This is a genomic window from Sphingomonas glacialis, assembly GCF_006439055.1.
GTDB lineage: Bacteria > Pseudomonadota > Alphaproteobacteria > Sphingomonadales > Sphingomonadaceae > Sphingomonas > Sphingomonas glacialis_A.
On sequence record NZ_RCZC01000001.1, the window covers coordinates 157023 to 181800 of the forward strand.

Sequence of the window (24778 nt, forward strand, 5' to 3'; positions counted from 1 at the left end):
GTGCGGCGTTCAGTCGGCGCTCGCCCGGCCGGGCTTGCTTTCCTCGAGCCCGTACAGCGCGACGACCAGCGCCATCGCCACCACCGCGATCGTGTACCACAGCCCGGCATAGGGGTTGCCCGTGCGCGCGACGATCACCTGGCTGATCAGCGGCAGGAAGCCGCCGAAATAGCCAGTGCCGAAATGATAGGGGATCGACATCGAACTGTAGCGGATCCGCGGCGGGAACATCTCGCAAAGCAAGGCGGCGACGGGGCCATAGGTAATCCCGGCAAGTGCGCTGAGCGCAAAGATCGCGAGCAGGATCAGCGCGATATTGCCTGGCGACGGCACGACCGGGCGCAGATCGTATCCGCCATTGGCCAGCGCGGCATCGATCCCGGCGTCGCTCAGATCCTCGACGCCGACGCCACCGATCAGCACCAGCGTCACCGGCGTATGCGCCTTGGTGTAGGGCACGCCCTTTTTCGACAGATAGTCGAGCAGGCGGCGGCATTCGGTCGGCTTGGCCGGGAACAGGTCGTATTGGCACGCCGGGCCCGACACGACGACAGGCGCGCGCTTGGCGGCATGCGCGAGTTCGGGATTGGCGGCGCTGCCCATCACCCAGAAGATCGGAAAGAGCAGCACCAGCGTCAGCGCATAGCCGATCACGATCGGCGTCTTGCGCCCGACTCTGTCCGACAGCCAGCCGAACAGCACGAAGAAGCCGAGCCCGCCGAGCGCGCCGAAACCGACGATCAGTTGCGCCGCGGTCTCCTGAACGCGTATCGTGCCCTGGAGGAAGGACAGCACAGTGAACATCGCGGTGTACCAGATCACCGTCAGCCCCGCCGCGATTCCGAACAGCGCGACGAACAGCCGCTTGAGGTTGCCCGGATAGGTGAAGCTCTCGACGAACGGGTTCTTGGCGGTCTGGCCCGCCGCCTTCATCTGCTTGAACACCGGGCTTTCGGACAGCTTCAGCCGCATCCACAGCGACACCGCAAGCAGCACGAGCGAGAAGACGAACGGCACGCGCCAACCCCATGCGTCCCAAACGCCGGCGGGCATCACGGCCTTGGCGAGCAGGACGACGATCAGGCTGAGGATGAACCCGCCCGCGACGCTCGCCTGGATGAAGCTGGTGAAATAGCCGCTGCGCCCCGGCGGCGAATGTTCGGCGACATAGATCGCAGCGCCGCCATACTCACCGCCGAGCGCGAGCCCCTGCAGGATCCGCAGCCCGATGACGATAAACGGCGCGGCCAGCCCGATCGTCGCCGCGCTCGGCACCAGCCCGACACCGGCGGTCGCCAGCCCCATCAGCGTGATCGTCACAAGGAAGGTGTATTTGCGCCCGAGCTTGTCGCCGAGAAAGCCGAACAGGATCGCGCCGAGCGGGCGAAACCCGAACCCGACCGCGAAGCCCGCCCAGGCATAGAGCGTCTGAAGCAGCTCGCTCTGCGCGGGAAAAAAGGTCCGGCCGATGATCCCCGAGGCGGCGAGCGTGCCGTAAATGAAGAAATCATACCATTCGAAGATCGTGCCGAGCGACGAGGCGGTGATGATCAGCTGGATGTCCTTGCGGCTCGGCGCCGCCGGTGCGTCCGGCCCCACATCGCTCGCCAAGATCGTCGCCATAGTCGCTATCCCCACCCATGCTTCGGGCCCGGCGCGACGATAAGCGGTTTCGCACGTGCGGCAAGCCGTGCAGCGAGACGCATCCCGCCCGCACGCTATCCGATGCGATTATCCCGCGTCGCGCACGCGCTCGTGATGGCGGATCACTTCGTCGATGATGAAGCGCAGGAATTTCTCGCTGAAATCGGGATCGAGATCGGCTTGCTTGGCCAGGCCCCGCAGCCGCGCGATCTGCGATTCCTCGCGCCCCGGATCGGCCGGCGGCAGCCCCGCGGTCGCCTTGTAGCGGCCAACCGCCTGCGTCGTCTTGAAGCGCTCGGCAAGCAGGAAGACCAACGCCGCATCGATATTGTCGATGCTCTGGCGGTATCCGTTCAGCGTCTCGTCGGCCACCGACTGCTCCCCATCTGATGTCCTCGCCCTATTGCGGGCACGGGAGGACCCATGCAAGCCGGGAAACGCTTGCCTTTGGGCGCGCGCGCGGCCACATCGCAGCCCACATGAGCGCCACCCTTCTCCGCCTCGATCCGAGCCGCGCCCAGCCCTCGCTGGAGCCGATGGTGCAACTCGTCACCGGCGACATGAACATGGTCAATGCCGTGATCCTGTCGCGGATGCAGTCCGAGATCCCGTTGATTCCCGAACTTGCCGGCCATCTCATTGCCGGCGGCGGCAAGCGGATGCGCCCGATGCTGACGCTCGCGAGCGCGCGGCTGCTGAGCTATACCGGCACGCGCCACCACCGGCTCGCCGCCGCGGTCGAGTTCATTCACACCGCCACGCTGCTGCACGACGATGTCGTCGACGGCTCCGACCTGCGCCGGGGCAAGCGCACCGCCAATCTGATCTGGGGCAATCCGGCGAGCGTCTTGGTCGGCGACTTCCTGTTCAGCCGCTCGTTCGAGCTGATGGTCGAGGACGGGTCGCTGAAAGTGCTCGGTATTCTCGCCGGCGCGAGCGCGATCATCGCCGAGGGCGAGGTCAACCAGCTCACCGCCGCGCGCCGGATCGACACGCCCGAGGAACGCTATCTCGACATTATCGGCGCGAAGACCGCCGCTTTGTTCGCCGCGGCGTGCCGCGTCGCGGCAGTCGTTGCCGAGCGGCCCGAGGCCGAAGAGCTCGCGCTCGATTCGTACGGCCGCAACCTCGGCATCGCATTCCAGCTGGTCGACGATGCGATCGACTATGTCTCCGACGCGGGCACGATGGGCAAGGATGCCGGCGATGATTTCCGCGAAGGCAAGGCGACGCTGCCGGTGATTCTCGCTTACGCTCGCAGCACGGGCGACGACCGCATCTTCTGGAAGGCCGCGATCGAGGGCCATCGCAATCGCGACGAGGATTTCGCGCGCGCGATCGAACTGGTCCGCACGACTCGCGCGGTCGACGACACGCTCGCACGCGCACGCCATTATGGCCAACGCGCGATCGATGCGCTCGGCATCTTCGCCAATGGCAAGGCCAAGGACGCGATGATCGAGGCCGTCGAATTCGCGATCGCCCGCGCATATTGATCCGCTAACGCCGCCGCTTTGGCGGCCTTTGCAGCTTCCTAATTCGGCGGAATAGAGCATAGTGCCGCGGGTGCGGCACAGGAGCATCGAGCATGTTCGTCGATTTCCGGAACGAATGGACCCCGCCCGAACGGCCCGAACCCAAGCCCGCCCCGCGCCAGAACAAGCGTGCCGAATCGGTGGCCGCCTGGATCATCGGCTTCAACCTGCTGATGCTGCTGGTAGGGCCGCTCGCCGGGGCGACCTTGTTTGATGCGGTCGTGGCGCTGTTTAGGCGCTGAGCGGCGGCGGCGGCTGACAGCCCGATTTGGCGGTCTGCGCTTCGGCGCCGACCAGTTCGACCTGCAACGTTGCATGACCGATCCCGAAACGCTTCTTGAGCATGGCGCGGGCGCTATCGAGAAACGCGTCGCCCGGATGCCCGTCAGGCATGACGAGATGCGCGGTCAGCACGGTTTCGGTCGTGCTCATCGGCCAGATATGGACGTGATGCACGCGCGCGACGCCGGGCAGCTCGCGCAATTCTTCCCAGACCTCGTCCGAATCGATGCTGCGCGGGACCGCCGCCAGCGCCATCTCGACCGATTCGCGGAGCAAGCCCCAGGTCTGCAGGAAGATCAGCACCGCGATGACGATGCTGACGATCGGATCGATCCAGGTCGCGCCCGAGAGCCAGATCACCAGCCCCGACACGACGACGCCCGCCGACACCATCGCGTCGCTCAGCATGTGGAGATAGGCGCCGCGAATGTTGAGGTCGCCCTTGCGGCCGCGCATGAACAGCAGCGCGGTCGCGCCGTTGACGAGGATCCCCGCCCCCGCCACCCAGGCGACGGTCGGCCCGTCGACCGGCGCCGGCACGGCGATCCGCTGCACCGCCTCGAGCACGATCGCGCCGAGCGCGACGAGCAGCAGCAGCGCGTTGAGCAGTGCCGCGAGGATCGTCGAGCCCTTGAGGCCATACGTGAAGCGCTTCGACGCCGCGCGCCGCCCGAGCGCGATCGCCGCCCAGGCCGCGCAGAGGCCGAGCACGTCGGACAGATTGTGCCCGGCATCCGCCAACAACGCGACCGACCCGGCGATCAGCCCGAACACAACTTCGCCGACGATGAAGGCGAGGTTGAGCGTGATCCCGATCGCAAAGGCGCGGTCGTGGCCCTCGGCCGGCGGGCCGTGATCGTGCCCGGCATGGCTATGCCCGCCCCCATGCGAATGGCCGTGCGAATGTCCATGATTGTGCGAATGGCCGGCCACGACGTTCTCCGAAACTCTGGGCACCCGCCTAGCATCGCGATTGCGGGATATACTAGGACGTTGGGACCGTCTTTGCGGTTCCCGCGTGGCCGGTCGGATGCCCCCGAACAACGCGCTGTTCTCGCGTCGCACGATCGGGCACAGCGCGGTGCATCGTGGTCGCTTTCGTTCCCCCTTTCCGTGTGCGTCGGTTGCCATGACGCTGCCGATCCTCGCTGTCCTGCCCGCTCTGCTCGCGACGTTGCGCGACACCAGCAACGCGGTGCTCGTCGCACCGCCCGGCGCGGGCAAGACGACCGCGGTCGCCCCTGCCCTGCTCGACCAGGCGTGGTGCAGCGGCGAGATCCTGCTGCTCTCCCCGCGCCGCCTCGCCGCGCGGGCAGCAGCCGAGCGGATGGCGGCGACCGCCGGCGAACCGGTCGGGCGCACTTACGGCTATGCCACACGGATGGATTCGAAACGCTCGGCGGCGACGCGCGTCACCGTCGTGACCGAGGGCATTTTCGTCGCGCGCATCCAGCACGATCCCGAACTCGCGGGCGTGTCGGCGGTGCTATTCGACGAGGTGCACGAGCGCAGCCTCGACAGCGATTTCGGGCTCGCGCTCGCGCTCGATGCGCAGGCCGGGCTGCGGCCCGATCTGCGGCTGCTCGCGATGTCGGCAACGCTCGACGGCACGCGCTTTTCGGGGCTGATGGACGGCGCGCCGGTGATCGAGAGCGCCGGGCGGATGCACCCGCTGACGCTGCGCCATCTCGGGCGCGCGGCCGAGGCGCGGATCGAGGATTCGGTCGCCGCCGCGGTGCGGCTCGCCTTGCGCGAGGAGAGCGGCGGGATCCTCGCGTTTCTGCCGGGCGTCGCCGAAATCGAGCGGACTGCCGAGCGGCTCGACGGGCTCGGCGAGGGCATCGTGCTCCATAAGCTGCATGGCAGCCTCGACCCGAGCGCCCAACGCGCGGCGATTGCGCCTGACGGCGCGGGGCGGCGCAAGATCGTGCTCGCGACCTCGATCGCCGAGACCAGCCTGACGCTCGACGGCATAGCGGTGGTGGTCGATTCGGGACTCGCGCGCCGTCCGCGCTACGATCGCGCGGCGGGGATGACGCGGCTCGTCACCGAACGCGCGAGCCAGGCGGCAGTGACCCAGCGCGCCGGACGTGCCGCGCGCCAGACCCCGGGGGTCGCGTATCGGCTGTGGGAGGAGGCTGCGACCGCCGGGCTCCCGCGCTTCGATCCGCCCGAGATCCTCGAGGCCGATCTGTCCGCCCTGACGCTCGACTGCGCGCTGTGGGGCGTCGCCGATCCGCGGCAGTTGCGCTGGCTCGACGCGCCGCCCGAGGCCGCGGTGCAGGAAGCCCGCGCGCGACTGTCGGCGCTCGACGCGCTCGACGAGGATGGCCGCCCGACGCCGCACGGCCAGGCGATCGCACGGCTGCCGCTCGCACCGCGGCTCGGGCATATGCTGGTGCGCGCCGGGGGGCTCGGGCTGGCCGACGTGGCGGCCGAGGTGGCGGTGCTGCTCGGCGAGCGCGGGCTTGGCGGGAGCGATGTCGACCTCGAGACACGGCGCCGCCGCTGGCGCAGCGAACGTGGGCCACGGGCTGAGGCCGGGCGGAAATTGGCGAAGCGTTGGGCCACACTCTCTCCCTCTCCCCTCCGGGGAGAGGGTCGGGGAGAGGGGGACGCCCGCCCCAAACCGAGCGCTCGCGGCAGCGTTCCCCTCTCCCCGGCCCTCTCCCCTGAAGGGGAGAGGGAGACGGCTGTCGCCATCGCCCTCGCCTTCCCCGACCGAATCGCGCGCCGCCGCGACAGCTCGGGCGAAACCTGGGCGTCGGTCGGCGGACGCGGCTTCAAGCTCGATCCGACAACCAGCCTCGCGCGCGAGGAATGGCTCGCCGTCGCCGAGATGCAGGGCATGGCGTCGGGCGCGCGGATCCTGTCGGCCGCCGCGTTCGACCTCGCGACGATCGAGTCGCTGTTCGGCGACCGGATCGCGACGCATCGCACGGTCAGCTTCGACCCCGCGACCGGCGGCATCCGCGCATTGCGGGAGCGCCGCCTGGGATCGCTGCGACTGTCGAGCGGCCCCGATGCGAACGCCGACCCCGAGGCGATCGCCGCTGCGCTCCTCCAAGGCATCCACGCAACCGGCCTCGCACGCCTGCCGTGGAGCGACGCCGCGCTCGCGCTGCGCCACCGCGCCGCCTTCGCGCAGGAGCATGGCGGCGCCGAACTCGCGCTCGACGATGCAGCCCTGCTCGAGCGTGCCGACGAATGGCTCGCCCCGCTGCTCGCCGGAAAGCGCCGCCTCGACGCGATCGACCCCGGCGCGCTGACCGAAGCCTTGCGCACGCTCATCGGCTGGGACGCGTTGAAGACGATCGACCGCCTCGCCCCAACGCACTTCACCAGCCCGGCGGGATCGAGCCATCCGATCGACTATGACGCCGAGGGCGGCCCACGCGTCGACTTGCGCCCGCAGACGCTGTTCGGGCTCGCGACGCATCCGATGATCGCGGGCGGGCGCGTCGCGCTGGTGCTGAGCCTCACCTCGCCCGGCGGGCGGCCGATCCAGACGACGCGCGACCTGCCCGGCTTCTGGGCCGGAAGCTGGTCGGCCGTCGCCAAGGAAATGCGCGGCCGCTACCCGCGCCACCCCTGGCCCGACGACCCCGCCGCAGCCTCTGCGACACTGCGCACGAAAAACGCAGATGCGCGGCGCCAAGAAGCACGATAAGGAGACCCCATGTCGATCGCCCGAATCTATCAGCGCCCCAAGAACGCCATGTCGTCGGGCCGTGCCCGCACCACCAGCTGGGTGCTCGATTTCGCCCCCGCAGAGGCCAAGCAGCCCGACCCGCTCACCGGCTGGGCCGGCTCGGGCGATACGCGCGACCAGGTGCGGCTGAGCTTCCCGACGCAGGAAGCCGCGATCGCTTATGCCGAGCGCGAGGGCCTCGCCTTCACCGTCGTGCCCGCGCCGACCCGCACGCTCAAGCTGCAGAGCTACGCCGACAATTTTCGCTGATTGCGGTCGGTCCGCACAGCTGTACCGTAGCGTAGCGCTCCGTCGCCACGGCTGCGATGCAGCCGCTGCGTCGCGGATCAGCCCGTCAGAATTCCGCCGCTGAGCAACAGCAGCATCTTCACGTCGATCGCGACACCCTCGCTGCGCTTGGCGGCGACGAACGCGGCGATCTCGCCGAGCGGAACGCGGTGCACGGTGATGTTTTCACCGTCAACACCGCCGCCGGCGCTCACCTTGGTCAGCCCTGTCGCGCGGACGAGCGTAAAGCCTTCGGACACCATCCCCGGCGACGAATGGAAGAAGCCGATCGATTCGATCTCGGCCGCGGCATAACCGGTTTCTTCCTCCAACTCGCGCGCAGCGGAGGTGTGGATGCTCTCGCCCTCGGTTTCATCGCCGACCAGGCCAGCCGGCAATTCGAGACAGCGCCGCCCGAGCGGCACGCGATATTGCTCGACCAGGATCACCGCACCATCGTCGATCGCCAGGATGACCGCGGCGCCGATCCCGCGGGCCCGCGCGACATATTCCCAGGTTCCGTCTTTGATGACCTTGATGAACTTGCCGTCCCACACCGTCTCTGCGGTCATACTTCGATCAGCCTGTCGGGAAGTTCGTTGCGGTCGTCGGCGGTCTTGGGGAAGGTTTCCGAGAGGATCACGCCGATCTGCTCGACCGCCGCAGCCATGCCCGCGGCGGGTCGCCCGGCGCGCGATTCGGCGACCAAAGCCGCCATCGCCGCGCCCCAGCGTTCGGCCGGGACCGCACGGTGGATCGCTTCATCGGCGACGATTTCCGCCATGCGCTCGTCACGCGAGAGATACAGCAGGATGCCGACGCGTGCCGCGGTACGCCGCTCGGCGCCGACCTTGAAATATTGGATCGCACGACGCCGCACGCGCCGCGCGCGCGTCGCCTTCGGCACCAAGGCGATCCGCCACGCCGCATTGCCCAGCGCATAGCGGACGATCAGGAAGACGATCGCCTCGACCACGAGCAACGCCGACAGCAGCAGGCGCGGATCGGCCGGCGCATCCCACTCACCCGACAAACCCCCGAGCCAGCGCTCGATCGCCAGCGGGTCGATCGCGAACAGCGCGACGACGAGCAGCATCGCCGCCACCGCATAATGCAACGCGGCATCGCGATACTTATCCGAGCGTTCGCTGACGATCGTGACGATCTCGCCGTCGGTCCCCGCCTCGGCGGCCTTCACCGCGGCGAGGACGAGCGCATGGTCGTCCGCGGTCAGATGGGCAGTGCGCGGCATTACCAGTCTCCCGAGGCGCCACCGCCCCCAAAGGATCCGCCGCCACCGCCGGTGAAGCCACCGCCGCCCCAACTCCCGTCGGAACCGCCGCCACCACCGCCGCCCCAGCCGGAGTCGCGGCGCGAGTCCCCGCCGCCTAGCCCGCCGAGCATCGCGCCCCACAGCACCGCAGATCCGACCCCGTCATTATATTGCTGCCCGCCGCCGCGCCGGCGCAGGCTCGACAGGATGACGAAGCCGATCACGAGGCCCCAGAAGATCAGGCCGAACGGAATGCCGCCACCTTTCGCGCTGCTGCGCTTTTGCGTGGCATCGAACGAGGCTGCGGCTTTGTCGAGATTGGCCTTCTGCTCCTCGGGCGATGCGCGCAGTTGCGCGATCACGGCATCGGTGCCCGCCTCCATAGCGCCGGGAATGTCGCTCGGCTGCTTCTTGAGCAGCGGCAGCATCTTCTCGCGGATCATCACGCCCGAAAAGGCGTCGGTCAGGAAGGGTTCGAGCCCATAGCCGACTTCGAGCCGCGGGCCGCGATGGCCGGCGGCCTCGTTCGGCGCGATCATCAGGATCGCGCCATTATTGACGTCCTTGAGCCCGACGCCCCAGGCACGCCCCAGCCCGACGCCATATTCGGACAGCTCGCGCCCCTGCAGATCGGGGATCGTCGCGACGACCAATTGTCGCTTGGTGTCCTTCTGCAGCGCCTCGAGCTTGGCCGTGAGATCGTCCTTGGTCGCCTCCGGCAATACATTGGCGGCATCGACCACCAGCCCGGTGAACTTCGGATAAGTCTGCGCTGCTGCGGGGACGAGCCCCAGCAGCAGCGCGACCAACGTCGCAAGCAAGGCCTGAATCAGGCGCATCGGCATCAAATCGCCTTCGGGGCCTTCGGCCCGGTTATTTTAGTTGGTGTTGCCGAAATTGACCGCCGGTGCCTCTTCCGCGCCCGCGCTGGTCGCCTTGAACGGGACCAGCGGCTTCGCGCCGTAGAACACCTTCGCGCCGATCGCGTCGGGGAAGGTGCGGATCGTCGTGTTATACGATTGCACCGCGTCGTTATAATCGTGGCGCGCAGTCGAGATGCGGTTCTCGGTGCCCTCGAGCTGCGTCATCAGCGTGGCGTAATTGCCCTGCGACTTGAGCTCGGGATAGGCTTCCTGGAGGCGCTGGAGCGACATCGTCACACCGGCCTGCGCCTTCTCGTAGCTGGCGACCTTCGCCGGATCGCTAAGATCGGCACCCGACACCTTGACCTGCGACGCCGAGGCGCGTGCCTGGGTCACTTCGACGAGGATCGACTTCTCCTGCGCGCCGGCGGCCTTCACCGTCGAGACGAGGTTGGGGATGAGATCGGCGCGGCGCTGATAGTAATTCTCGACATCGGCCCATTTGGCCTTGGCATTCTCTTCCGCGGTCGGAACGCTGTTGAGCCCGCAGCCGGCCAAGGTGACGGCGCCGAGGAGAACGAGCGGAGTGCGGTACTTCATGTCGTAGGGATCCCTTCAGATCTTGCGTCACCATGATAGCCGGGTACGGTGGCCTCGCGAAATGAAATCGGAAGGGCGCGTGTGATGTTCAAGGAGTTCAAGGCATTCATCGCCCGGGGGAACGTGCTCGATCTCGCCGTTGCGGTGATCATCGGTACGGCGTTCGGCAAGATCGTGACCTCGCTGACCGACGACGTGATCATGCCGATCATCGGCAAGATCTTCGGCGGACTCGATTTTTCGAGCTACTTCGTCGTGCTGGGGAAAGTGCCGCCGGCGCTCGCCGGATCGTCCGATTATGCCGCGCTGAAAAAGGCCGGCGTGCCGCTGTTCGGCTATGGCGCGTTCGTCACCGCGGCGGTGAACTTCCTGATCGTCGCGTTCATCATTTTCCTGATCGTGCGTGCGGTGAACCGGCTGATGCCCAAGGCGCCCGAGGTGATCGCCGAGCCGGTCGAGCCGACCGACGTCACGCTGCTGCGCGAGATTCGCGACGAGCTGCGCCGGCGGTGATGGCCGATAGCCCCTCCCCTTCAGGGGAGGGGTTGGGGTGGGGACGTCCAAGCACGGGCAGGTCTCGGTGAGACTCCGCCCCACCCCCAGCCCCTCCCCTGAAGGGGAGGGGAGCAAGTCAGGCCGCGACCAGTTCCTCGGCGGTCGCATCCGCCAAGCTGGTGCCATCCAAAATCCGCGCAGTCTCGTCGCGCACGCGCATCATCGCGTGGCGGATCGCGCAGGTCGCCTCGTCCTTGCAATCCTTGCACGAGCGGTACGCGGTACGGCTGACGCACGGCACCAGCGCAAGCGGCCCCTCGATCACACGGATGATCTCGCCGAGCGAAATCAAATGCGGCGGGCGCGACAGGCAGTAACCGCCCATCTTGCCGCGATGGCTGTGGAGGAACCCCGCCTCGCGCAGATCGGCGAGGATCAGCTCGAGAAACTTGCGCGGAACGTTCGCCTCGGCGGCGATGCGGTTCATCGGGATCGGGGGGCTTCCGGCGGGGGCTTCGGCCAGGAACATCATCGCGCGAAGCGCGTAGCGGGAACGTTGCGTCAACATGATACTATACCCCATGCACCCGATTTGTGGCGAGTGAAAGGCGGAAGGTGTCAAACCGGGCCTTTTCATCGCGTTGCGCGCGGCTCTTTTCACCGCTGCGCGACCGGCCCTTTTCATAGCGCTGTAACATGCCTATATCGTTCGTGCCGGGCTTGCCCGGCTATGGTGATAAAGTGCGGCGTAGAATAGATGCAGCGGACCCGGGGGCAGTACCCGGCGACTCCACCACACCCCCTCTCTCCAGAGGGGTTATGACGGGGTCGAACTAGGATCGACGTGTATTGAAAGGCGCTGTTTTTGCCCAGGCTGAGTAACCTGTTCAAGGCTCATAACCACAAGTGCAAACGATAACCATGCACTCGCGATTGCTGCGTAACACTAAGGCCTAACGGTCTAAGTTACTAAGTTAAAAGCGCGGTCCGAGCCGCACCGGGCAACAGAAGCGGACACCGGCGGTCCGGGGGGCACCGAGCAACAGAAGCTCCCCACCTATCTCTTCGGCGAGTAGCGTTCCGCGAAGCATGGCCGACTCCGAAGACGCCCCCCCGCCCCAACAGCGCAAGATCATCCATATCGACATGGATGCCTTCTATGCGTCGGTCGAACAGCGCGATGATCCGAGCTTGCGGGGCCGCCCCGTCGCGGTCGGCGGATCGCGGGCGCGCGGTGTCGTCGCGGCGGCGAGCTACGAGGCGCGGACCTTCGGCGTGCGTTCGGCGATGCCGTCGGTCACCGCGCTGCGGCGCTGCCCCGACCTCGTGTTCGTGCCGCCGCGCTTCGACGTCTATGGCGCGATCTCACAGCAGATCCGCGCGATCTTCGCCGATTATACCGACCAGATCGAACCGCTCTCCCTCGACGAGGCGTATCTCGATGTGACCGAGGACCGGCACAATCTCGGCTCGGCCAAGGCGATCGCCGAGCAGATCCGCGCCCGGATCAAGACCGAGACGCGGCTCACCGCCTCGGCGGGGGTGAGCTACAACAAGTTCATCGCCAAGCTCGCCTCGGACCAGAACAAGCCCGACGGCATCTGCGTCATCCCGCCCGCGCGCGGCGCGGCGTTCGTCGCGAGCCTGCCGGTCAAGCGCTTCCACGGCGTCGGTCCGGTGACCGCGACGCGCATGGCGGCGCTCGGGATCGAGACCGGCGCCGATCTGCTCGAGCAGCCGCTCGCCTTCCTCCACGCGCATTTCGGCAGTTATGCCGACTATCTCTACGGCGCGGCGCGCGGGATCGACCATCGCCCGGTGCGCAGCAACCGCGCGACCAAGTCGGTCGGCGCCGAGCGCACCTTCGAGAGCGATATCGCGTCCCCCGCCGACCTCCACGCCGCGCTCGACCGTGTCGCAGAGGCGGCGCTGGTGCGGATCGAGCGCCACGGCGTGCGCGGGCGGACGGTGACGCTCAAGCTGCGTTTCTCGGATTTCCGGACGATTACGCGCGCGCGTTCGCTCAGTCGCGGCGCGTTCGACCGGGAGAGCTTCATCGCGGGCGGACGCGAGTTGCTCGATGCGCAGCTTCCCGTTCCGCTCGGGGTGCGGCTGCTGGGGCTGACGCTGTCGGGAATTCACGATGGCGAGGAAGCGACCGAGCAGGCGACGCTGCCATTGTGAGCGACGGCGCTACGCCACCCGCTCTCCGACCCGCTGCAGATCCTCGACGAACCGCGCATATTCGGCATCTGCCTGCGCGCGATCGGGAATGCGCAGCAAATAGCTCGGATGCACCGTGATCCACGCCTCGCCCCCACCGGGCAGCGTCAGCGCGCGCCCGCGCTCCTTGCCGATCGTCACGACGCGCTTGAAAAGGCTACGCGCCGCGGTCGCGCCGAGCGCCACCGTCAGCTGCGGGCGCACCAGCAACTGCTCCTGCTCGACCCACCAGCGGCAAGCGTCGATCTCGCCGGCGTCTGGTTTGGCGTGGATGCGCCGCTTGCCGCGCGGCTCGAACTTGAAATGCTTGACCGCGTTGGTGACGTAGACGCTCGACCGCTCGATCCCCGCCGCCGCCAGCGCACGGTCGAACACCTGCCCCGCCGGCCCGACGAACGGCTTTCCCGCCAGATCCTCCTGGTCACCCGGCTGCTCGCCGACGAACATCAGGCTGGCATCGACCGGCCCCTCGCCGAACACCGTCTGCGTCGCGGGGCGGTAGAGCGAACAGCGCGTGCAGCCCGCCGCCTCGTCGCGCAGCGCCGCCCAGGCCGCGTCGATATTGTCGCCCACGTCGCGCTTGGTCTGCGCCGTCGCCATCATCCCGCTCTCGCGCGCCTGCGCGCCCGCGATCAGCCCGGGCACCAGCGCAGTCTCGGGCATGTTCTTCCAATATTTGCGCGGCATCTCCTTCAGCATCGCGCCGATCTTCAAGCGCGCCGGGTTGAAGATCGAGGCGTAATAGGTCTTCCACACCTCCTCGATCGGGTCGCCGTCAGGCGCATCGCTCTTTGCGGCGCCGGGGCCTTCGGCGAGCGTCTCGCCGTCCCAGTGCAGCGACAGCTCAGGCGTGAGGATCGACCAGCGCATGCTCGCGAAGCGATCGAGGAAGAAGCCGGCATTGGCACGCACGATATGATGCTCGGGCTCGAACCAGGCGACGAAGCGCGCCGTGCCGCCCTCGTCGACTTCGCGGAAGCGCAAGAAGGCGCGCATCTTGTGGATATCCTTGCGCACCTCTTGCGCGAGATGCTCGAGCCGCCGCAGCAACGGATCGGCGTGATCCTCGATCGCGCCCGGCTGCACCCGGATCCGCGCGAGCAGCGTGTAGAGCAAGGCGAAGCGCTCGGGATCGCTGTGGAGCACCACCTTCTTCGCCAGCTCGATGAACGCGCGCGGCACCGCGAAGGCCGGCCCGGTCGGCACCGTCGTGTCGGCAGTCGCGGCGAACAGGTCGGTCGGGCTGCCCGCCCCCTGCCAGACGACATCTTCCGGAGCGACACCAGCCGCGGCAAGGCTGCGCGCGGCATCGCGCCAGCCGTCGAAATCATCGGGTTCGGCAAGAGTTATCGCGTGCATCAAGCTCCCCTTATGCCGCGAACAACTCCAATTGCTGGATCTTGGGTGCAACCACCGGCCGCAAATCGGCACGATCACTGAGCGCGACCGGTCGCCAATCCTCGGCGATCAGGAACGGCCGTACCTTGGCGACCGACACCGTCAGCCGCGCGACATCGGCGAGATGCAGCCGCCGCCAGCGCCGCGCCGCGAGGATGGCAGTGACCGCCTTCACCCCCAACCCCGGCACGCGCAGCAACGCCTCGCGCGGCGCGCGATTGACGTCGACCGGGAACGACCCGCGGAACTTGAGCGCCCAGGCGAGCTTGGGATCGATATCAAGCGGGAGCATCCCCGTCGTCGCATCGGCCGCGGCGACGACATCGGCCGGGGTGTAATCGTAGAAGCGCATCAGCCAGTCGGACTGATATAGCCGGTGCTCGCGCATCAGCGGCGGGCGTTGCAGCGGGAGCACCGCGCTCGCATCGGGGATCGGGCTGAACGCTGAATAATAGACGCGGCGCAGGCCGAAACGGTCGTACAGCGTCGAGGCCTTGGTGACGATATCGCCATCGGTCGCCGCATCTGCCCCGACGATCATCTGCGTCGATTGCCCGGCGGGCGCAAAGCGCGGCGCCGATTTGAAGCGCTTCTTGGCATCGCCCGTGTCGAGGATCGCGGTCTTGGTGTCGCCCATCGCGCCCTCGATCCGCGCCGCCGACTTTTCGGGCGCGAGCCGCGTCAGCCCGGCGACGGTCGGCAGCTCGACATTGATCGATAGGCGATCGGCATGGAGGCCGGCCTGATGGACGAGCTCGGGATCGGCGTCGGGGATCGTCTTCAAATGGATATAACCGCGGAAATCATGATCCTCGCGCAGGCTGCGCGCGACCTTGACCATCTGCTCCATCGTATAGTTCGACGATCCGATGATCCCCGACGAAAGGAACAGCCCCTCGATATAATTGCGCCGGTAGAAGGACAGCGTGAGGCGCACCACCTCCGCCGCGGTGAAGCGCGCGCGCCGCACGTTCGAGCTCTTGCGGTTGATGCAATAATGGCAGTCGAAGATGCAGCTGTTGGTCAGCAGGATCTTCAGCAGCGAAATGCAGCGGCCATCGGGCGCATAGGCATGGCAGATCCCCATCCCCTGGTCGGTCGAGCCGACCCCCTTCCCGTCGCGCGACGTGCGTTTGACCGAGCCCGAGGAGGCGCAGGACGCATCATATTTGGCGGCGTCGGCGAGGATTGCGAGCTTTTGCTGGACGTCGAGTTGAGCCATGTGTTCGATATATGTTCCGAACTGCGGGCGCGCAACCCGCCTAATCCTGGGGGAGCCGGAGAGGCATCTGGTTCGTGGCGCGGCTACATCGGTCGCCGACCCGCTCTTTCCACCGGGCAGTCCTGTCGATACGCTCATCCAATGTTGCTGATCGTCGGAACCCTCCGCCTACCGCCCCACAAGATGGACGCCGCTCGCCCGATCATGCAGCGCATGGTGTCTGCCAGTCGGTCGGAAGACGGCTGCGTCGAGTATGGTTATGCACAAGATGTGTTCGACCCCGGCCTCATCCACGTGAAGGAGCTGTGGACCGACCAGGTCGCTCTGGATCGCCACTTCGCCTCCGCCCATATTGCCGAATGGCGTGCGGCGTGGCCCGACCTCGGCATCGGGGATCGCGACCTGCGGGTCTATGACGTCACGGAACCGCGCAGGACGTAAGCGAAGGCCGCTCGCCCGCCTGCAACCCCAGCTCGAGCCCCAATCCCAGCCGCTTCTCGTGCGTCACGTCGCTCTTCGAGCCGACCAGCCGCGTCGCCTTGCCATCGACGCATTCGACTTGCGCGACGATCCGGATCCAGCGCGAGCCCGTCGCGGTCTCGATCTCGGCGTCGAGCGCGAAGCCGGTCTTGTCGCGGATCGCGGCGACGCGCAGGCATTCGAGCGCGACGCGCGAGGCCGGCGTATAGCAGGCCGCGGCGCGCGCGCGGTCGGGCACGCTGCCGCACGGCACGCCGAAAAGATGATAGACGCCGTCGCTCCAGGTCAATTCCTCGGTCACCAGATCGCACGCCCACAGACCGACCGTCGTTCTGGTCGGCAGATCCGGATCGTTCATTGTCTTCCCCTGACGACTCATCGTCCACAGCATAGTCAACCGAGGTTAAGCAGATATGGGCGAAACCCGACGTTCCGGAGGCGATGCAACTTGCACCGCCCTGGAACGTTTCGCTGGCTCAATCATAAAAGGGTATCTCGATCATGCGCCATCTCTTCCTATCGCTTGCCGCCGCCTCGCTCGTCATTCCGGCGACGATGGCCCTCCCGACCGACAAGGCCGAAGCGCGCAAGCACCGTTATTATGGCAAGTCGAGCCGCCACTATAACTGCCGCCGTTCGTCGGGAACGACCGGCCTGCTCGTCGGTGGTGCCGGTGGTGCGCTCGCCGGTAACGCACTCGGCGGCGGCGTGCTCGGCACGGTTGCCGGCGGCGTCGGCGGTGCGTTGCTCGGCAAGCATCTCGACAAGCGTCACGACGCTGCGCAGAACCGTCGCAACGGCTGCTGATCCGACTACTCGGCGGCGAGGAGGCTTTCCGCGCCGCCGAGATCTACCGAGACGAGGCGGCTGACGCCTTGCTCGACCATCGTCACCCCGAACAGCCGGTGCATCCGGCTCATCGTCACGGCATTGTGCGTGACGATCAGGTAGCGCGTCTGCGTCTCGCGCGTCATCGCGTCGAGCAGCCCGCAGAAGCGCTCGATATTGGCATCGTCGAGCGGCGCATCGACCTCGTCGAGCACGCAGATCGGCGCCGGGTTGGTCAGAAACAGCCCGAAGATCAGCGCGACCGCGGTCAGCGCCTGCTCCCCACCCGATAGCAACGTCAGCGACTGGAGCTTCTTGCCCGGTGGCTGCGCCATGATCTCGAGTCCCGCCTCGAGCGGATCGTCCGAATCGATCAGTTCGAGATGCGCGCTGCCGCCGTTGAACAGCGTCGTGAACAGTCGGCGAAAATGCCCATCGACCGCCTCGAACGCCGCGAGCAAGCGCTGCCGGCCCTCGCGGTTGAGCGTGCCGATCGATCCGCGCAGCCGGTTGACGGCCAGACCCAGTTCCTCGCGCTCGGCCGCATTGCCCGAGCTTGCCGCTTCGAGTTCGGCGAGCTCGGTCTCGGCGACGAGATTGACCGGGCCGATGCGATCGCGGTCGAGCATCAGCTTTTCGTGGCTCCCCGATTCCTCGGCGGGGCTGCGCACCGTGGCACCATCGAATCCGACGCGCTCGGGGAGCAGCACCGAGGGGCATTGAAAGCGCTCGCCCGCCAGCCGATTCATCTCGACGCGGCGCAATTCCTGGTTTTCCGCGCGTGCCGTCGCGCCAGCGCGCGCCTCTCGCGCTTGCGCCAGCGCTTCCGCCGCCGCTGCCGCGCGCGCTTCGGTGTCGCGTAGCGTCGCTTCGGCGGCGCGCTCGGTCACTGCTGCGTCCTCGGCTTCGGCGCGCGCGGCGGTGTGCGAGCGTTCGAGCGCCGCGACTTCCGCCGCAAGCGCCTCGGGTCGGCCGATCAAAGCCTCGGCTTCAACGGCTAGCTCGCCATCGCGCTTGTCCATCTCGGCGATCCGCCGCGCCGCCTCGCCCGCGCGCGTCCGCCAGCCCTTCGCTTCGGCCGCCATCGCCGCGAGCCGCTCGCGCGCACTCGCGACATCGCGGTCGATCCCGGCGCGATCGGCGCGCGCGGTCGCGATCGCGCTGCGCCGCGCCTCGGCTTCGGCGGACAGGGTACGGACGCGCTCGCGCGTTGCGCTGCCGTCGGGGAGCGCCGCGTGAACCGCGGTCGCGCGCGCCACCTCTGCCCCCGCCTCGTCATGCTCGGCATCGATCCGCGCGCGCCGCGCGGCCAGGTCCGCGCGCTGCCCCTCGATCCGCTCGATCGCCGCAGTCGCCCGGTCTTCCGCGCGGGCTGCTTCGCGCGCACGGGTTTCGGCGCTTTCCAGCGTACGCCGCGCCGCAACCGCTGCAGCGCGCGCGTCGGCGATCGTCGTGGCGATCCGCGCGAGCTCGGCGTCCGCCACCTCGACCGCCAGCGCCGCCGCCGGACGCAGCGCGATGATCGCGCGCAGCCGGTTGATCCGCTCGAGCCGTTCGGCCGCCGCCGCGCCGCCCGACTTGGCGACATAGCCGTCCCACCGCCGCAGCACGCCACCAAGCGTCACCAGCCGTTGCCCGACCGCGAGCGCGGCGCCGTCATCGCTATCGACCACCATGACTTGCGCCAGCCGCCGCGCGAGCGCCGCCGGGGCCACGACATGCTGCCCGAGCGGCACCGTTCCCGCCGGCGGCGGCGGATCGCCCGGCACCACCGCGGCGCCGGCCCAGTGCCGCTCCCCCGCCGGATCGAGTCCGGCTTCGAGATCGTCGCCAAGCGCTGCGGCGAGTGCGCGCTCATAGCCCGGCTCGGGCTGGACCTGGTCGAGCAGGCGGTCGCGGCCGTCGCGCTTGGTCGCCTTGGTCAGCGCCGCCGCTTCGCTGTCGAGCGCGGCGAGATCGGCATGCGCGGTCGCCCGCGCCGCCTGCGCGCCGTCGCGTTGCGATATGCTGCCGCGTTCGTCGGCATCGGCGCGCGTCAGCGCGGTGCGCGCATCCTCGCCATCATCGAGCGCTTGGGCGCGCGCCGCCACGGCCTCGGCGCGCTGGGCGATCAAGGGTGCGGCATCGCCAAGGGCAGCGGCCTCGGCGGTAACGCGCGCGAGATCGCGCGCACTGCGTTCGGCGCGCGCCCGCGCCGCCGACAGCGCCGCATCGGCGACACGCGCGTCGGCCGCCTCGGTCGCCTGCGCGGCGAGCGCTTGGGCGAGCGCGACCTCGGCGTCGCGCCCGGCGCGTTCGGCCTCGCTCAGCCGCGTTTCGAGCTCGGGCACGCGCGCAATCGCTTCGGCGAGCGCTCCGTCGAGCCGCTTGGTCTCGTCCGCCAGCCGCGCGATCGCCTCGGCGGCATCGCTCGCCAGCGAGCCTTCGCGTGCGCGATCATCGGCGAGCCGCAACCGCGCCGCCGCGAGCTCCTGCGTCCGCTGCACCGCCGCCGCCTGTTCGCCACGCAACCCGCCGAGCCGATGCCCCGCTTCGCTCGCCGCCTCGCGCAACGCCTGCGCCGCGCCACGCGCTTGCGCCAATGCGTCGGTCGCGGCCAGTGCATAGGCCGCGGCGCCGCGTTGCGCCTCCGCGGCGGCGACGACGCTCGCTTCGCACGCCACCGCCTCGGCCTTCGCCGCATCCGCCGCCGCCTGCGCATCGCGCCAGCGCGCGAAGATCATCCGGGCCTCAGCGATGCGGATCTGGTCGGAGAGCGCGCGGTAGCGTTCGGCCTGCCGCGCCTGCCGCCGCAGCGCGTTGGCGCGGCCGTCCTGTTCGGCGATCAATTCGTCGAGCCGCGTCAGATTGGCCTCGGTCGCGCGCAGCTTCTGCTCGGCATCCTTGCGGCGGACGTGCAGCCCGGCGATGCCCGCGGCTTCCTCGAGCATCGCGCGGCGTTCCTGCGGCTTGGCGGCAATGATCGCGCCGATCCGTCCCTGGCTGACGAGCGCGGGCGAATGCGCGCCCGTCGCGGAGTCGGCGAACAGCAACGCCACGTCCTTCGCGCGCACGTCGCGCCCGTCGATCCGGTAGGCAGAGCCCGCCCCCCGCTCGATCCGGCGGACGACTTCGCTTTCCTCGCCTTCTGCCTCGATCAGCATCGACACTTCGGCGAAGTCGCGCGCAGGGCGCGTGTTGGTGCCGGCGAAGATGACGTCGTCCATCCCCGCGCCGCGCAGCGACCGCGCGGACGTCTCGCCCATCGTCCAGCGTAGCGCCTCGAGCAGGTTCGATTTGCCGCAGCCGTTTGGCCCGACGATGCCGGTCAGCCCCGGCTCGATCCGCAGATCGGCCGCGTCGACGAAGCTCTTGAAGCCCGACAGACGGAGCCGCTTGATCTGCATATACTCCCCTCCCCTTTAGGGGAGGGGCTGGGGGTGGGGAAGTGACTCCGGTCGGTGCCCGTTACGGCCCCACCCCAACCCCTCCCCTGAAGGGGAGGGGCTTAAGCGTTCACCGAGCGCCCCCACGCCCGCCAACGTTACGCGCCGGCGCGCTTGAGCGCTGCCTCGACGTCAGGCCAGCTCACGCCGTCGACCTTCGCGCCGTTGATGATGAAGGTCGGCGTGCCCGTCACCGCCGCGCCGTCGCCCTTGCTCATCATGCCGATGATCTCGTCGAGCGCCGCCTTGTCGGCGATGCACGCGCGCGCCTTGGCCTCGGGGATGCCGCGCTGCTTCACGAACTCGACATAGCCGAGATAGTCGCCCCAGGCGGCGGCCGCCTCGTTCGGGGTCTTGCCCTGCAGCTGCGTCTGGAGCGCGGTGGTCGCAGCCTGATCGGCGAGTTTCGCCTCGAACTGCGGCTGCGCCATGTACATCGCTTCGAGCAGCGGGAAGAAGGTCGCGGTGCCGACGCAGCGGCCGAGCAGGCTCGGCGCGAAATCGGGCTGGCCGTGGACCAGGTAATCGCGGAACTCGTAAGAGACCTTGCCGGTCGAGACGTAATTGTCGGTCAGCGGCTTCTGGCCGGTCTGGCCGAACGCGCCGCAGGTCGGGCACGTACGCGAGCCATATTCGACCAGCTTGATTGCAGCATCGGGGTTGCCCATGCGATAGCCGCCGTCGGGCGTCTTGACGACGGTTTCGGTCCAGTTCTGCCCGGTGGGCGCAGGCTTGGCGGCAACCGGTGCCGATGCGGCGACGTTGCTGTCCGAGCTCGTGCCGGTTCCGCCGCACGCGGCAAGCGACAGCGCGGCAACCGCCGACAACAGAATACGAGGGGTCATCGATAGGCTCCTAGTCAGAAAGATCATTTGGCGACAGCGGCGCGCAGCAGCGGCTCGAGCGTCGCCCAGTCGTACACATTGGCTTGCGCCGCGCCGTTCAGCACGAAGGTCGGCGTGCCGGCCACCGCATAGGCCTTGCTCGCGGCATCAGCGCGCGCGACGAGCGTATCGACCTTCTTGCGATCCGCGAGGCACGCATTGGCCTTGGCGAGCGGCAGGCCATGCTTCACCACGAAGTCGGTATAACCGTAGAACCCGGCAAGATAGGTCGCGATCGCGTTGGGCGTCGCGGTCTGTAATTCCTTCTGCTTGGCATCGGGGATCGCGTCGCTGCGCCCGACCAGCGTCTTCTGGTTGGCCATCATCGCATCGAGGATTGGGAAGAACGCGCGCGTCGGGACGCACTGGCCGAGCAGGATCGGCCCGAGATCGAGCGCGCCGTGCACGGGAAAATCGCGGAATTCATAGGAGACCTGCCCGCTCGCGATATAGCCGGTCTTGAGCGCCGGAAGGCCCTCGACGTCGAACCGCGCGCAGAGCGGGCAGGTCCGCGAGCCGAACTCGATGAGTTTGACCTTCGCCGCCGGGTTGCCCATCCGCACCCCGCCCTCGGGCGTCGCGACGACCGTCTGCAACCAGGCGCTGCGCGCCACCACCGGCGTCTTCTTTTGCGGCGCAGCCTGCGCGCTCGAAACCAGAGCGGCGCCCATCGCCAGCGCCGCCAACCCAACCCGCATCATTCGTCTCCACTCACGCTCGGCGCCCCGCGCGTCGCCGCGACACCCGCCGCCAAAGCCTCGAGCACCGCCTTCAATTCGGGATCGGCGATCGTCCGCAGGCTCGCGCCGAGATCGACCGGCACGGGCTTGAGCGACGGCGGCGCGGCGCGCGGGCGCGGCACGGGCACGTCGCCCTGGCGGAACTGCACCTTGGCGACCGCGGCATAGCCGAAGAAGCGGTTGACCCGCTCGATGATCTCGGGCGCGATATGCTGCATCATCGTCGCATGCGCGCCGCGCACGACCAAGTTGAGCGTGCCGCCGATGCGCTCGCCATGCGGGAATTTGATCGATTCGGGCGACGACACGCCGGCATAGCGCGGGCCGACGATCTCGCTCCAGCGGCTGACGACGGCGCTCTGGACGAAGCCGAAGCGTCGAAACGCGGCGCGCCCGGCATCGGGCAGCAGCTCGGCGACCGAGCGCGCACGGCCGCCGCGGGGGCGCTCGGCGGCGGGTGCTGGAGTGGCGCGCTTGCTCATTGCGTCGTCCATGCCATAGCGGGGCCGTGTCCGCCAAGCGTCCTTCCGCCCCGCCCGCAAAACTCCTGCTCGATTGGTACGATAGCCACGCGAGGGAGCTGCCGTGGCGCGCCGCGCCGGGCAGCAATGCGCCCGATCCGTATCGTGTGTGGCTGTCGGAGATCATGCTCCAGCAGACGACGGTCGCCGCGGTGCGGCCCAAGTTCGAAGCGTTCGTGGCTCGCTGGCCGAGCGTCGAGGCGCTCGCCGCCGCGCCCGAGGCCGATCTGATGGCGGCATGGGCAGGGCTCGGTTATTATGCCCGCGCCCGCAACCTCCACGCCTGCGCCCGCGCCGTCGTCGCACTGGGCGATTTCCCGACGACAGAAGACGGCCTGCGAGCGCTGCCCGGTGTCGGTGCCTACACCGCCGCCGCGATCGCCGCGATCGCTTTTGGGGAGCGTGCTGTGGTGGTCGATGCCAATGTCGCGCGCGTCGTCGCGCGGCTGTTCGCGATCGAACGGCCGCTTCCGGGCGGAATGCCCGAAGTGCGCGCGGCGACCGACCAGATCACCCCCGACACGCGATCGGGCGATTTCGCGCAGGCGATGATGGACCTCGGATCGTCGGTCTGCACGCCCCGGAGCCCGCGCTGCCTCGCCTGTCCGCTGTCGTCGGTGTGCGAGGGCTACCGGCTCGGCCATCCCGAGGGCTTCCCGATCAAGGCGGCGAAGCTCGCCAAGCCGCAGCGCCACGGCACGATTTTCTGGGCGCAGCACGACGGCAAGGTCCTGCTCGTCCGCCGTCCGCCGCGCGGCTTGCTCGGCGGCATGCGCGCGCTGCCGACCGGGCCCTGGGCCGACACGCCACCCGGCCTCGCCGACCCGCCGCTCCCCGCCGATTGGCAGCTGCTCCCCCAAACCGTCGCACATGTCTTCACCCACTTCCGGCTCAAACTGTCGCTTGCGGTCGCGCGCGTGGATGGGCATGCCGCGGACGGCGAATGGTGGGACGAGACCGGGATCGACTCGGCGGGCCTGCCGACGGTGTTCGCCAAGGCGGCGGACGCCATCAGGAGGGCAAGATGGTAGCATTGCGGTTCAAGTTCGCGGCGGCAGGATTGCTCGTCGCTGCAGGTGGCACGGCGATCGCGCAGCAGATGGCGCAGCCGCAACCCGTCCTCCGTCCGGCCCCGGCCGCAGCACCTGCCCCCGCACCCGCCACGGCTGGAGCCCTCCCCCGCACGCAGGCGCTGTTCAGCGGCGACGTCGCGGCGAACCAGTTCCCCGGCGTGGTCGGCGTGTTCGGTCGCGGCGATGCCCCTGCGATGGTCGTGGCGGCGGGCAAGATCGGCGACGAACCCGGCGCCCCCGCGACCGACCAGGACAGCCTGTGGCGCGTTTATTCGATGACCAAGCCGATCACCGCGATGGCCGCGATGATCCTGATCGAAGAGGGCAAGATGCGCCTCGACCAGCCGGTCAGCGACTTCATCCCGGCGTTCAAGACCATGCGCGTCCAGATCAGCCCAGATTCGCTCGAAACGCGCCCCGCGACCAAGCCGATCACGATCCGCAACCTGCTCACCCACACCGCCGGGCTCGGCTATACGATCATCACCAAGGGCCCGCTGCTGAAAGCGTATGAAGACGCCGGCATCACCCCCTTCACCTCCGACGCCAAGACCGAAGCGCAGCTCCGCCTCAAGCGCCCCGCGACGCTCGAGGCGTTCGCGAACAAGGTCGCCACGCTCCCGCTGATCGCCGAGCCCGGCACCAAATGGAGCTATTCGATCGGCCTCGACGTGCTGGGCCGCGTGATCGAAGTCGCCTCGGGCCAGTCGTTCGACGGCTTCCTCCAGCAGCGCATCTTCACCCCGCTCAAGATGAACTCGAGCTATTTCCAGGTCCCCGCGTCCGAAGCGCGCCGCCTCGCGACGGGCTATTTCATCGCCGGCAACAATCGCGTCCCGCTCGATCCCGGCGCGACCTCGGTCTATCTCCAGAAGCCGAGCTTCCCGTATGGCGGCGCCGGGCTCGTCACCTCGGCGGGCGATTACGACCGCTTCCTGCACATGCTGCAGAACGGCGGGACGCTCGACGGCGTGCGCATCCTCAAGCCCGCCACCGCCAAGCTCGCCATGTCGAACCTGCTGCCGACCGGGGTGATCTATCCCGGCGCGGTCTCGGCGACCGGCGGGACGACCAACCCGCAAGGGTTCGGCGCGGGCGGCTCGGTGACGCTCAACGACGTGCCCGGCGGCCCGGCCAAGGGCACCTATGGCTGGGGCGGCGCCGCGGGCACGATCGCCTGGGTCGATCCGGTCAACCAGGTCCGCGCGACGATCATGGTCAATTACCTGCCGGGCGACAAATGGCCGCTGCGCGCCGAATCGACTAAGGCGGTCTACGCCGACCTCGCCCCCTACCTCCTGCGGAAGTGATCG

The 24778-nt window shown here is 68.5% G+C and carries 25 protein-coding genes and 1 other RNA gene; 11 read left to right on the plus strand and 15 right to left on the minus strand.

Annotation, left to right across the window (positions count from 1 at the left end):
* Nucleotides 1–9 precede the first annotated feature (9 nt).
* Together EAH76_RS00740 and EAH76_RS00745 are read right to left on the minus strand one after the other, a co-directional pair.
* Nucleotides 10–1623 carry an MFS transporter gene (locus EAH76_RS00740; RefSeq protein WP_140846772.1) on the minus strand — a complete coding sequence of 538 codons (1614 nt, stop codon included), beginning with the start codon at nucleotides 1621–1623 and terminating at the stop codon, nucleotides 10–12.
* 108 nt (nucleotides 1624–1731) lie between these two features.
* On the minus strand, nucleotides 1732–2016 hold the full coding sequence (locus EAH76_RS00745) for a chorismate mutase (protein ID WP_140846773.1): 285 nt from the start codon (nucleotides 2014–2016) through the stop codon (nucleotides 1732–1734).
* A gap of 107 nt (nucleotides 2017–2123) precedes the next feature.
* Between EAH76_RS00745 and EAH76_RS00750 the strand changes: the two genes are divergently transcribed.
* Both EAH76_RS00750 and EAH76_RS00755 read left to right on the plus strand, forming a co-directional pair.
* Complete coding sequence (locus EAH76_RS00750) at nucleotides 2124–3140, plus strand: polyprenyl synthetase family protein (protein ID WP_140846775.1); 1017 nt, start codon at nucleotides 2124–2126, stop codon at nucleotides 3138–3140.
* A gap of 92 nt (nucleotides 3141–3232) precedes the next feature.
* Nucleotides 3233–3421: a hypothetical protein gene (locus EAH76_RS00755; RefSeq protein ID WP_140846776.1), complete on the plus strand. Its 189-nt coding sequence runs from the start codon at nucleotides 3233–3235 to the stop codon at nucleotides 3419–3421.
* On the opposite strand, the gene EAH76_RS00760 is transcribed toward EAH76_RS00755, so the two are convergent.
* A complete protein-coding gene (locus tag EAH76_RS00760; RefSeq protein WP_140846778.1) occupies nucleotides 3411–4394 on the minus strand; it encodes a cation diffusion facilitator family transporter in 984 nt (327 codons plus the stop codon). The genes EAH76_RS00755 and EAH76_RS00760 overlap by 11 nt on opposite strands.
* 196 nt (nucleotides 4395–4590) lie before the next feature.
* Here EAH76_RS00760 and hrpB point away from each other — a divergent pair, with 196 nt between their 5' ends.
* Both hrpB and EAH76_RS00770 read left to right on the plus strand, forming a co-directional pair.
* Nucleotides 4591–7131, plus strand: a complete 2541-nt coding sequence (hrpB, locus tag EAH76_RS00765) for an ATP-dependent helicase HrpB (protein WP_140846781.1) — start codon at nucleotides 4591–4593, stop codon at nucleotides 7129–7131.
* A 9-nt stretch (nucleotides 7132–7140) separates the two neighbouring features.
* On the plus strand, nucleotides 7141–7422 hold the full coding sequence (locus tag EAH76_RS00770) for an ETC complex I subunit (RefSeq protein ID WP_140846782.1): 282 nt from the start codon (nucleotides 7141–7143) through the stop codon (nucleotides 7420–7422).
* 77 nt (nucleotides 7423–7499) lie between these two features.
* On the opposite strand, the gene EAH76_RS00775 is transcribed toward EAH76_RS00770, so the two are convergent.
* Genes EAH76_RS00775 through EAH76_RS00790 form a run of 4 tightly spaced genes read right to left on the minus strand, consistent with a single transcriptional unit; the run spans nucleotide 7500 to nucleotide 10176 of the window.
* Nucleotides 7500–8012 carry an NUDIX hydrolase gene (locus EAH76_RS00775; protein ID WP_140846784.1) on the minus strand — a complete coding sequence of 171 codons (513 nt, stop codon included), beginning with the start codon at nucleotides 8010–8012 and terminating at the stop codon, nucleotides 7500–7502.
* On the minus strand, nucleotides 8009–8692 hold the full coding sequence (locus tag EAH76_RS00780; RefSeq protein WP_140846786.1) for a TPM domain-containing protein: 684 nt from the start codon (nucleotides 8690–8692) through the stop codon (nucleotides 8009–8011). The genes EAH76_RS00775 and EAH76_RS00780 overlap by 4 nt, the downstream gene beginning before the upstream one ends.
* Nucleotides 8692–9558 carry a TPM domain-containing protein gene (locus EAH76_RS00785; protein ID WP_140846788.1) on the minus strand — a complete coding sequence of 289 codons (867 nt, stop codon included), beginning with the start codon at nucleotides 9556–9558 and terminating at the stop codon, nucleotides 8692–8694. Before EAH76_RS00785 ends, EAH76_RS00780 begins: the two co-directional genes overlap by 1 nt.
* 33 nt (nucleotides 9559–9591) lie before the next feature.
* Complete coding sequence (locus EAH76_RS00790) at nucleotides 9592–10176, minus strand: LemA family protein (RefSeq protein ID WP_140846790.1); 585 nt, start codon at nucleotides 10174–10176, stop codon at nucleotides 9592–9594.
* 84 nt (nucleotides 10177–10260) lie between these two features.
* On the opposite strand from EAH76_RS00790, the gene mscL reads away from it, so the two are divergent.
* Nucleotides 10261–10689, plus strand: coding sequence for a large conductance mechanosensitive channel protein MscL (gene mscL, locus EAH76_RS00795; RefSeq protein WP_140846791.1), 429 nt, complete (start codon nucleotides 10261–10263; stop codon nucleotides 10687–10689).
* A 118-nt stretch (nucleotides 10690–10807) separates the two neighbouring features.
* Here the strand turns inward: mscL and EAH76_RS00800 are convergent, their stop codons facing one another.
* Nucleotides 10808–11239: an RrF2 family transcriptional regulator gene (locus EAH76_RS00800; protein WP_140846794.1), complete on the minus strand. Its 432-nt coding sequence runs from the start codon at nucleotides 11237–11239 to the stop codon at nucleotides 10808–10810.
* Nucleotides 11240–11345: 106 nt separating this feature from the next.
* On the opposite strand from EAH76_RS00800, the gene ssrA reads away from it, so the two are divergent.
* Together ssrA and dinB are read left to right on the plus strand one after the other, a co-directional pair.
* Nucleotides 11346–11690, plus strand: a transfer-messenger RNA (tmRNA) gene (ssrA, locus tag EAH76_RS00805).
* Between the two features lie 70 nt (nucleotides 11691–11760).
* The gene (gene dinB, locus EAH76_RS00810) at nucleotides 11761–12855 is read left to right on the plus strand and encodes a DNA polymerase IV (protein ID WP_140846796.1); all 1095 of its coding nucleotides are present in this window, start codon (nucleotides 11761–11763) and stop codon (nucleotides 12853–12855) included.
* A gap of 9 nt (nucleotides 12856–12864) precedes the next feature.
* Here dinB and EAH76_RS00815 read toward each other — a convergent pair whose 3' ends face one another.
* On the minus strand, nucleotides 12865–14253 hold the full coding sequence (locus tag EAH76_RS00815; protein ID WP_140846798.1) for a UdgX family uracil-DNA binding protein: 1389 nt from the start codon (nucleotides 14251–14253) through the stop codon (nucleotides 12865–12867).
* Between the two features lie 10 nt (nucleotides 14254–14263).
* Nucleotides 14264–15514 carry a putative DNA modification/repair radical SAM protein gene (locus EAH76_RS00820; RefSeq protein ID WP_140846800.1) on the minus strand — a complete coding sequence of 417 codons (1251 nt, stop codon included), beginning with the start codon at nucleotides 15512–15514 and terminating at the stop codon, nucleotides 14264–14266.
* A gap of 141 nt (nucleotides 15515–15655) precedes the next feature.
* Between EAH76_RS00820 and EAH76_RS00825 the strand changes: the two genes are divergently transcribed.
* Complete coding sequence (locus EAH76_RS00825; RefSeq protein WP_140846802.1) at nucleotides 15656–15955, plus strand: putative quinol monooxygenase; 300 nt, start codon at nucleotides 15656–15658, stop codon at nucleotides 15953–15955.
* On the opposite strand, the gene EAH76_RS00830 is transcribed toward EAH76_RS00825, so the two are convergent.
* Nucleotides 15933–16352, minus strand: a complete 420-nt coding sequence (locus tag EAH76_RS00830; protein ID WP_194150917.1) for a hypothetical protein — start codon at nucleotides 16350–16352, stop codon at nucleotides 15933–15935. The two genes, EAH76_RS00825 and EAH76_RS00830, sit on opposite strands and share 23 nt — an antisense overlap.
* A 143-nt stretch (nucleotides 16353–16495) precedes the next feature.
* On the opposite strand from EAH76_RS00830, the gene EAH76_RS00835 reads away from it, so the two are divergent.
* Nucleotides 16496–16801 (plus strand): hypothetical protein, encoded by a 306-nt coding sequence (locus EAH76_RS00835; RefSeq protein WP_140846804.1) that lies wholly within the window; start codon nucleotides 16496–16498, stop codon nucleotides 16799–16801.
* 5 nt (nucleotides 16802–16806) lie between these two features.
* Here EAH76_RS00835 and EAH76_RS00840 read toward each other — a convergent pair whose 3' ends face one another.
* The 4 genes from EAH76_RS00840 to EAH76_RS00855 form a co-directional block, all read right to left on the minus strand.
* A complete protein-coding gene (locus EAH76_RS00840; RefSeq protein ID WP_140846806.1) occupies nucleotides 16807–20208 on the minus strand; it encodes a chromosome segregation SMC family protein in 3402 nt (1133 codons plus the stop codon).
* 137 nt (nucleotides 20209–20345) lie between these two features.
* Complete coding sequence (locus EAH76_RS00845; RefSeq protein WP_140846808.1) at nucleotides 20346–21092, minus strand: thioredoxin domain-containing protein; 747 nt, start codon at nucleotides 21090–21092, stop codon at nucleotides 20346–20348.
* 23 nt (nucleotides 21093–21115) lie between these two features.
* On the minus strand, nucleotides 21116–21829 hold the full coding sequence (locus EAH76_RS00850) for a thioredoxin domain-containing protein (protein ID WP_241659483.1): 714 nt from the start codon (nucleotides 21827–21829) through the stop codon (nucleotides 21116–21118).
* On the minus strand, nucleotides 21829–22365 hold the full coding sequence (locus tag EAH76_RS00855; protein ID WP_140846811.1) for a DUF721 domain-containing protein: 537 nt from the start codon (nucleotides 22363–22365) through the stop codon (nucleotides 21829–21831). Before EAH76_RS00855 ends, EAH76_RS00850 begins: the two co-directional genes overlap by 1 nt.
* A gap of 14 nt (nucleotides 22366–22379) precedes the next feature.
* Between EAH76_RS00855 and EAH76_RS00860 the strand changes: the two genes are divergently transcribed.
* Nucleotides 22380–23423, plus strand: coding sequence for an A/G-specific adenine glycosylase (locus tag EAH76_RS00860; protein WP_431357959.1), 1044 nt, complete (start codon nucleotides 22380–22382; stop codon nucleotides 23421–23423).
* Nucleotides 23417–24775: a serine hydrolase domain-containing protein gene (locus tag EAH76_RS00865; protein ID WP_140846812.1), complete on the plus strand. Its 1359-nt coding sequence runs from the start codon at nucleotides 23417–23419 to the stop codon at nucleotides 24773–24775. Before EAH76_RS00860 ends, EAH76_RS00865 begins: the two co-directional genes overlap by 7 nt.
* Nucleotides 24776–24778 lie beyond the last annotated feature (3 nt).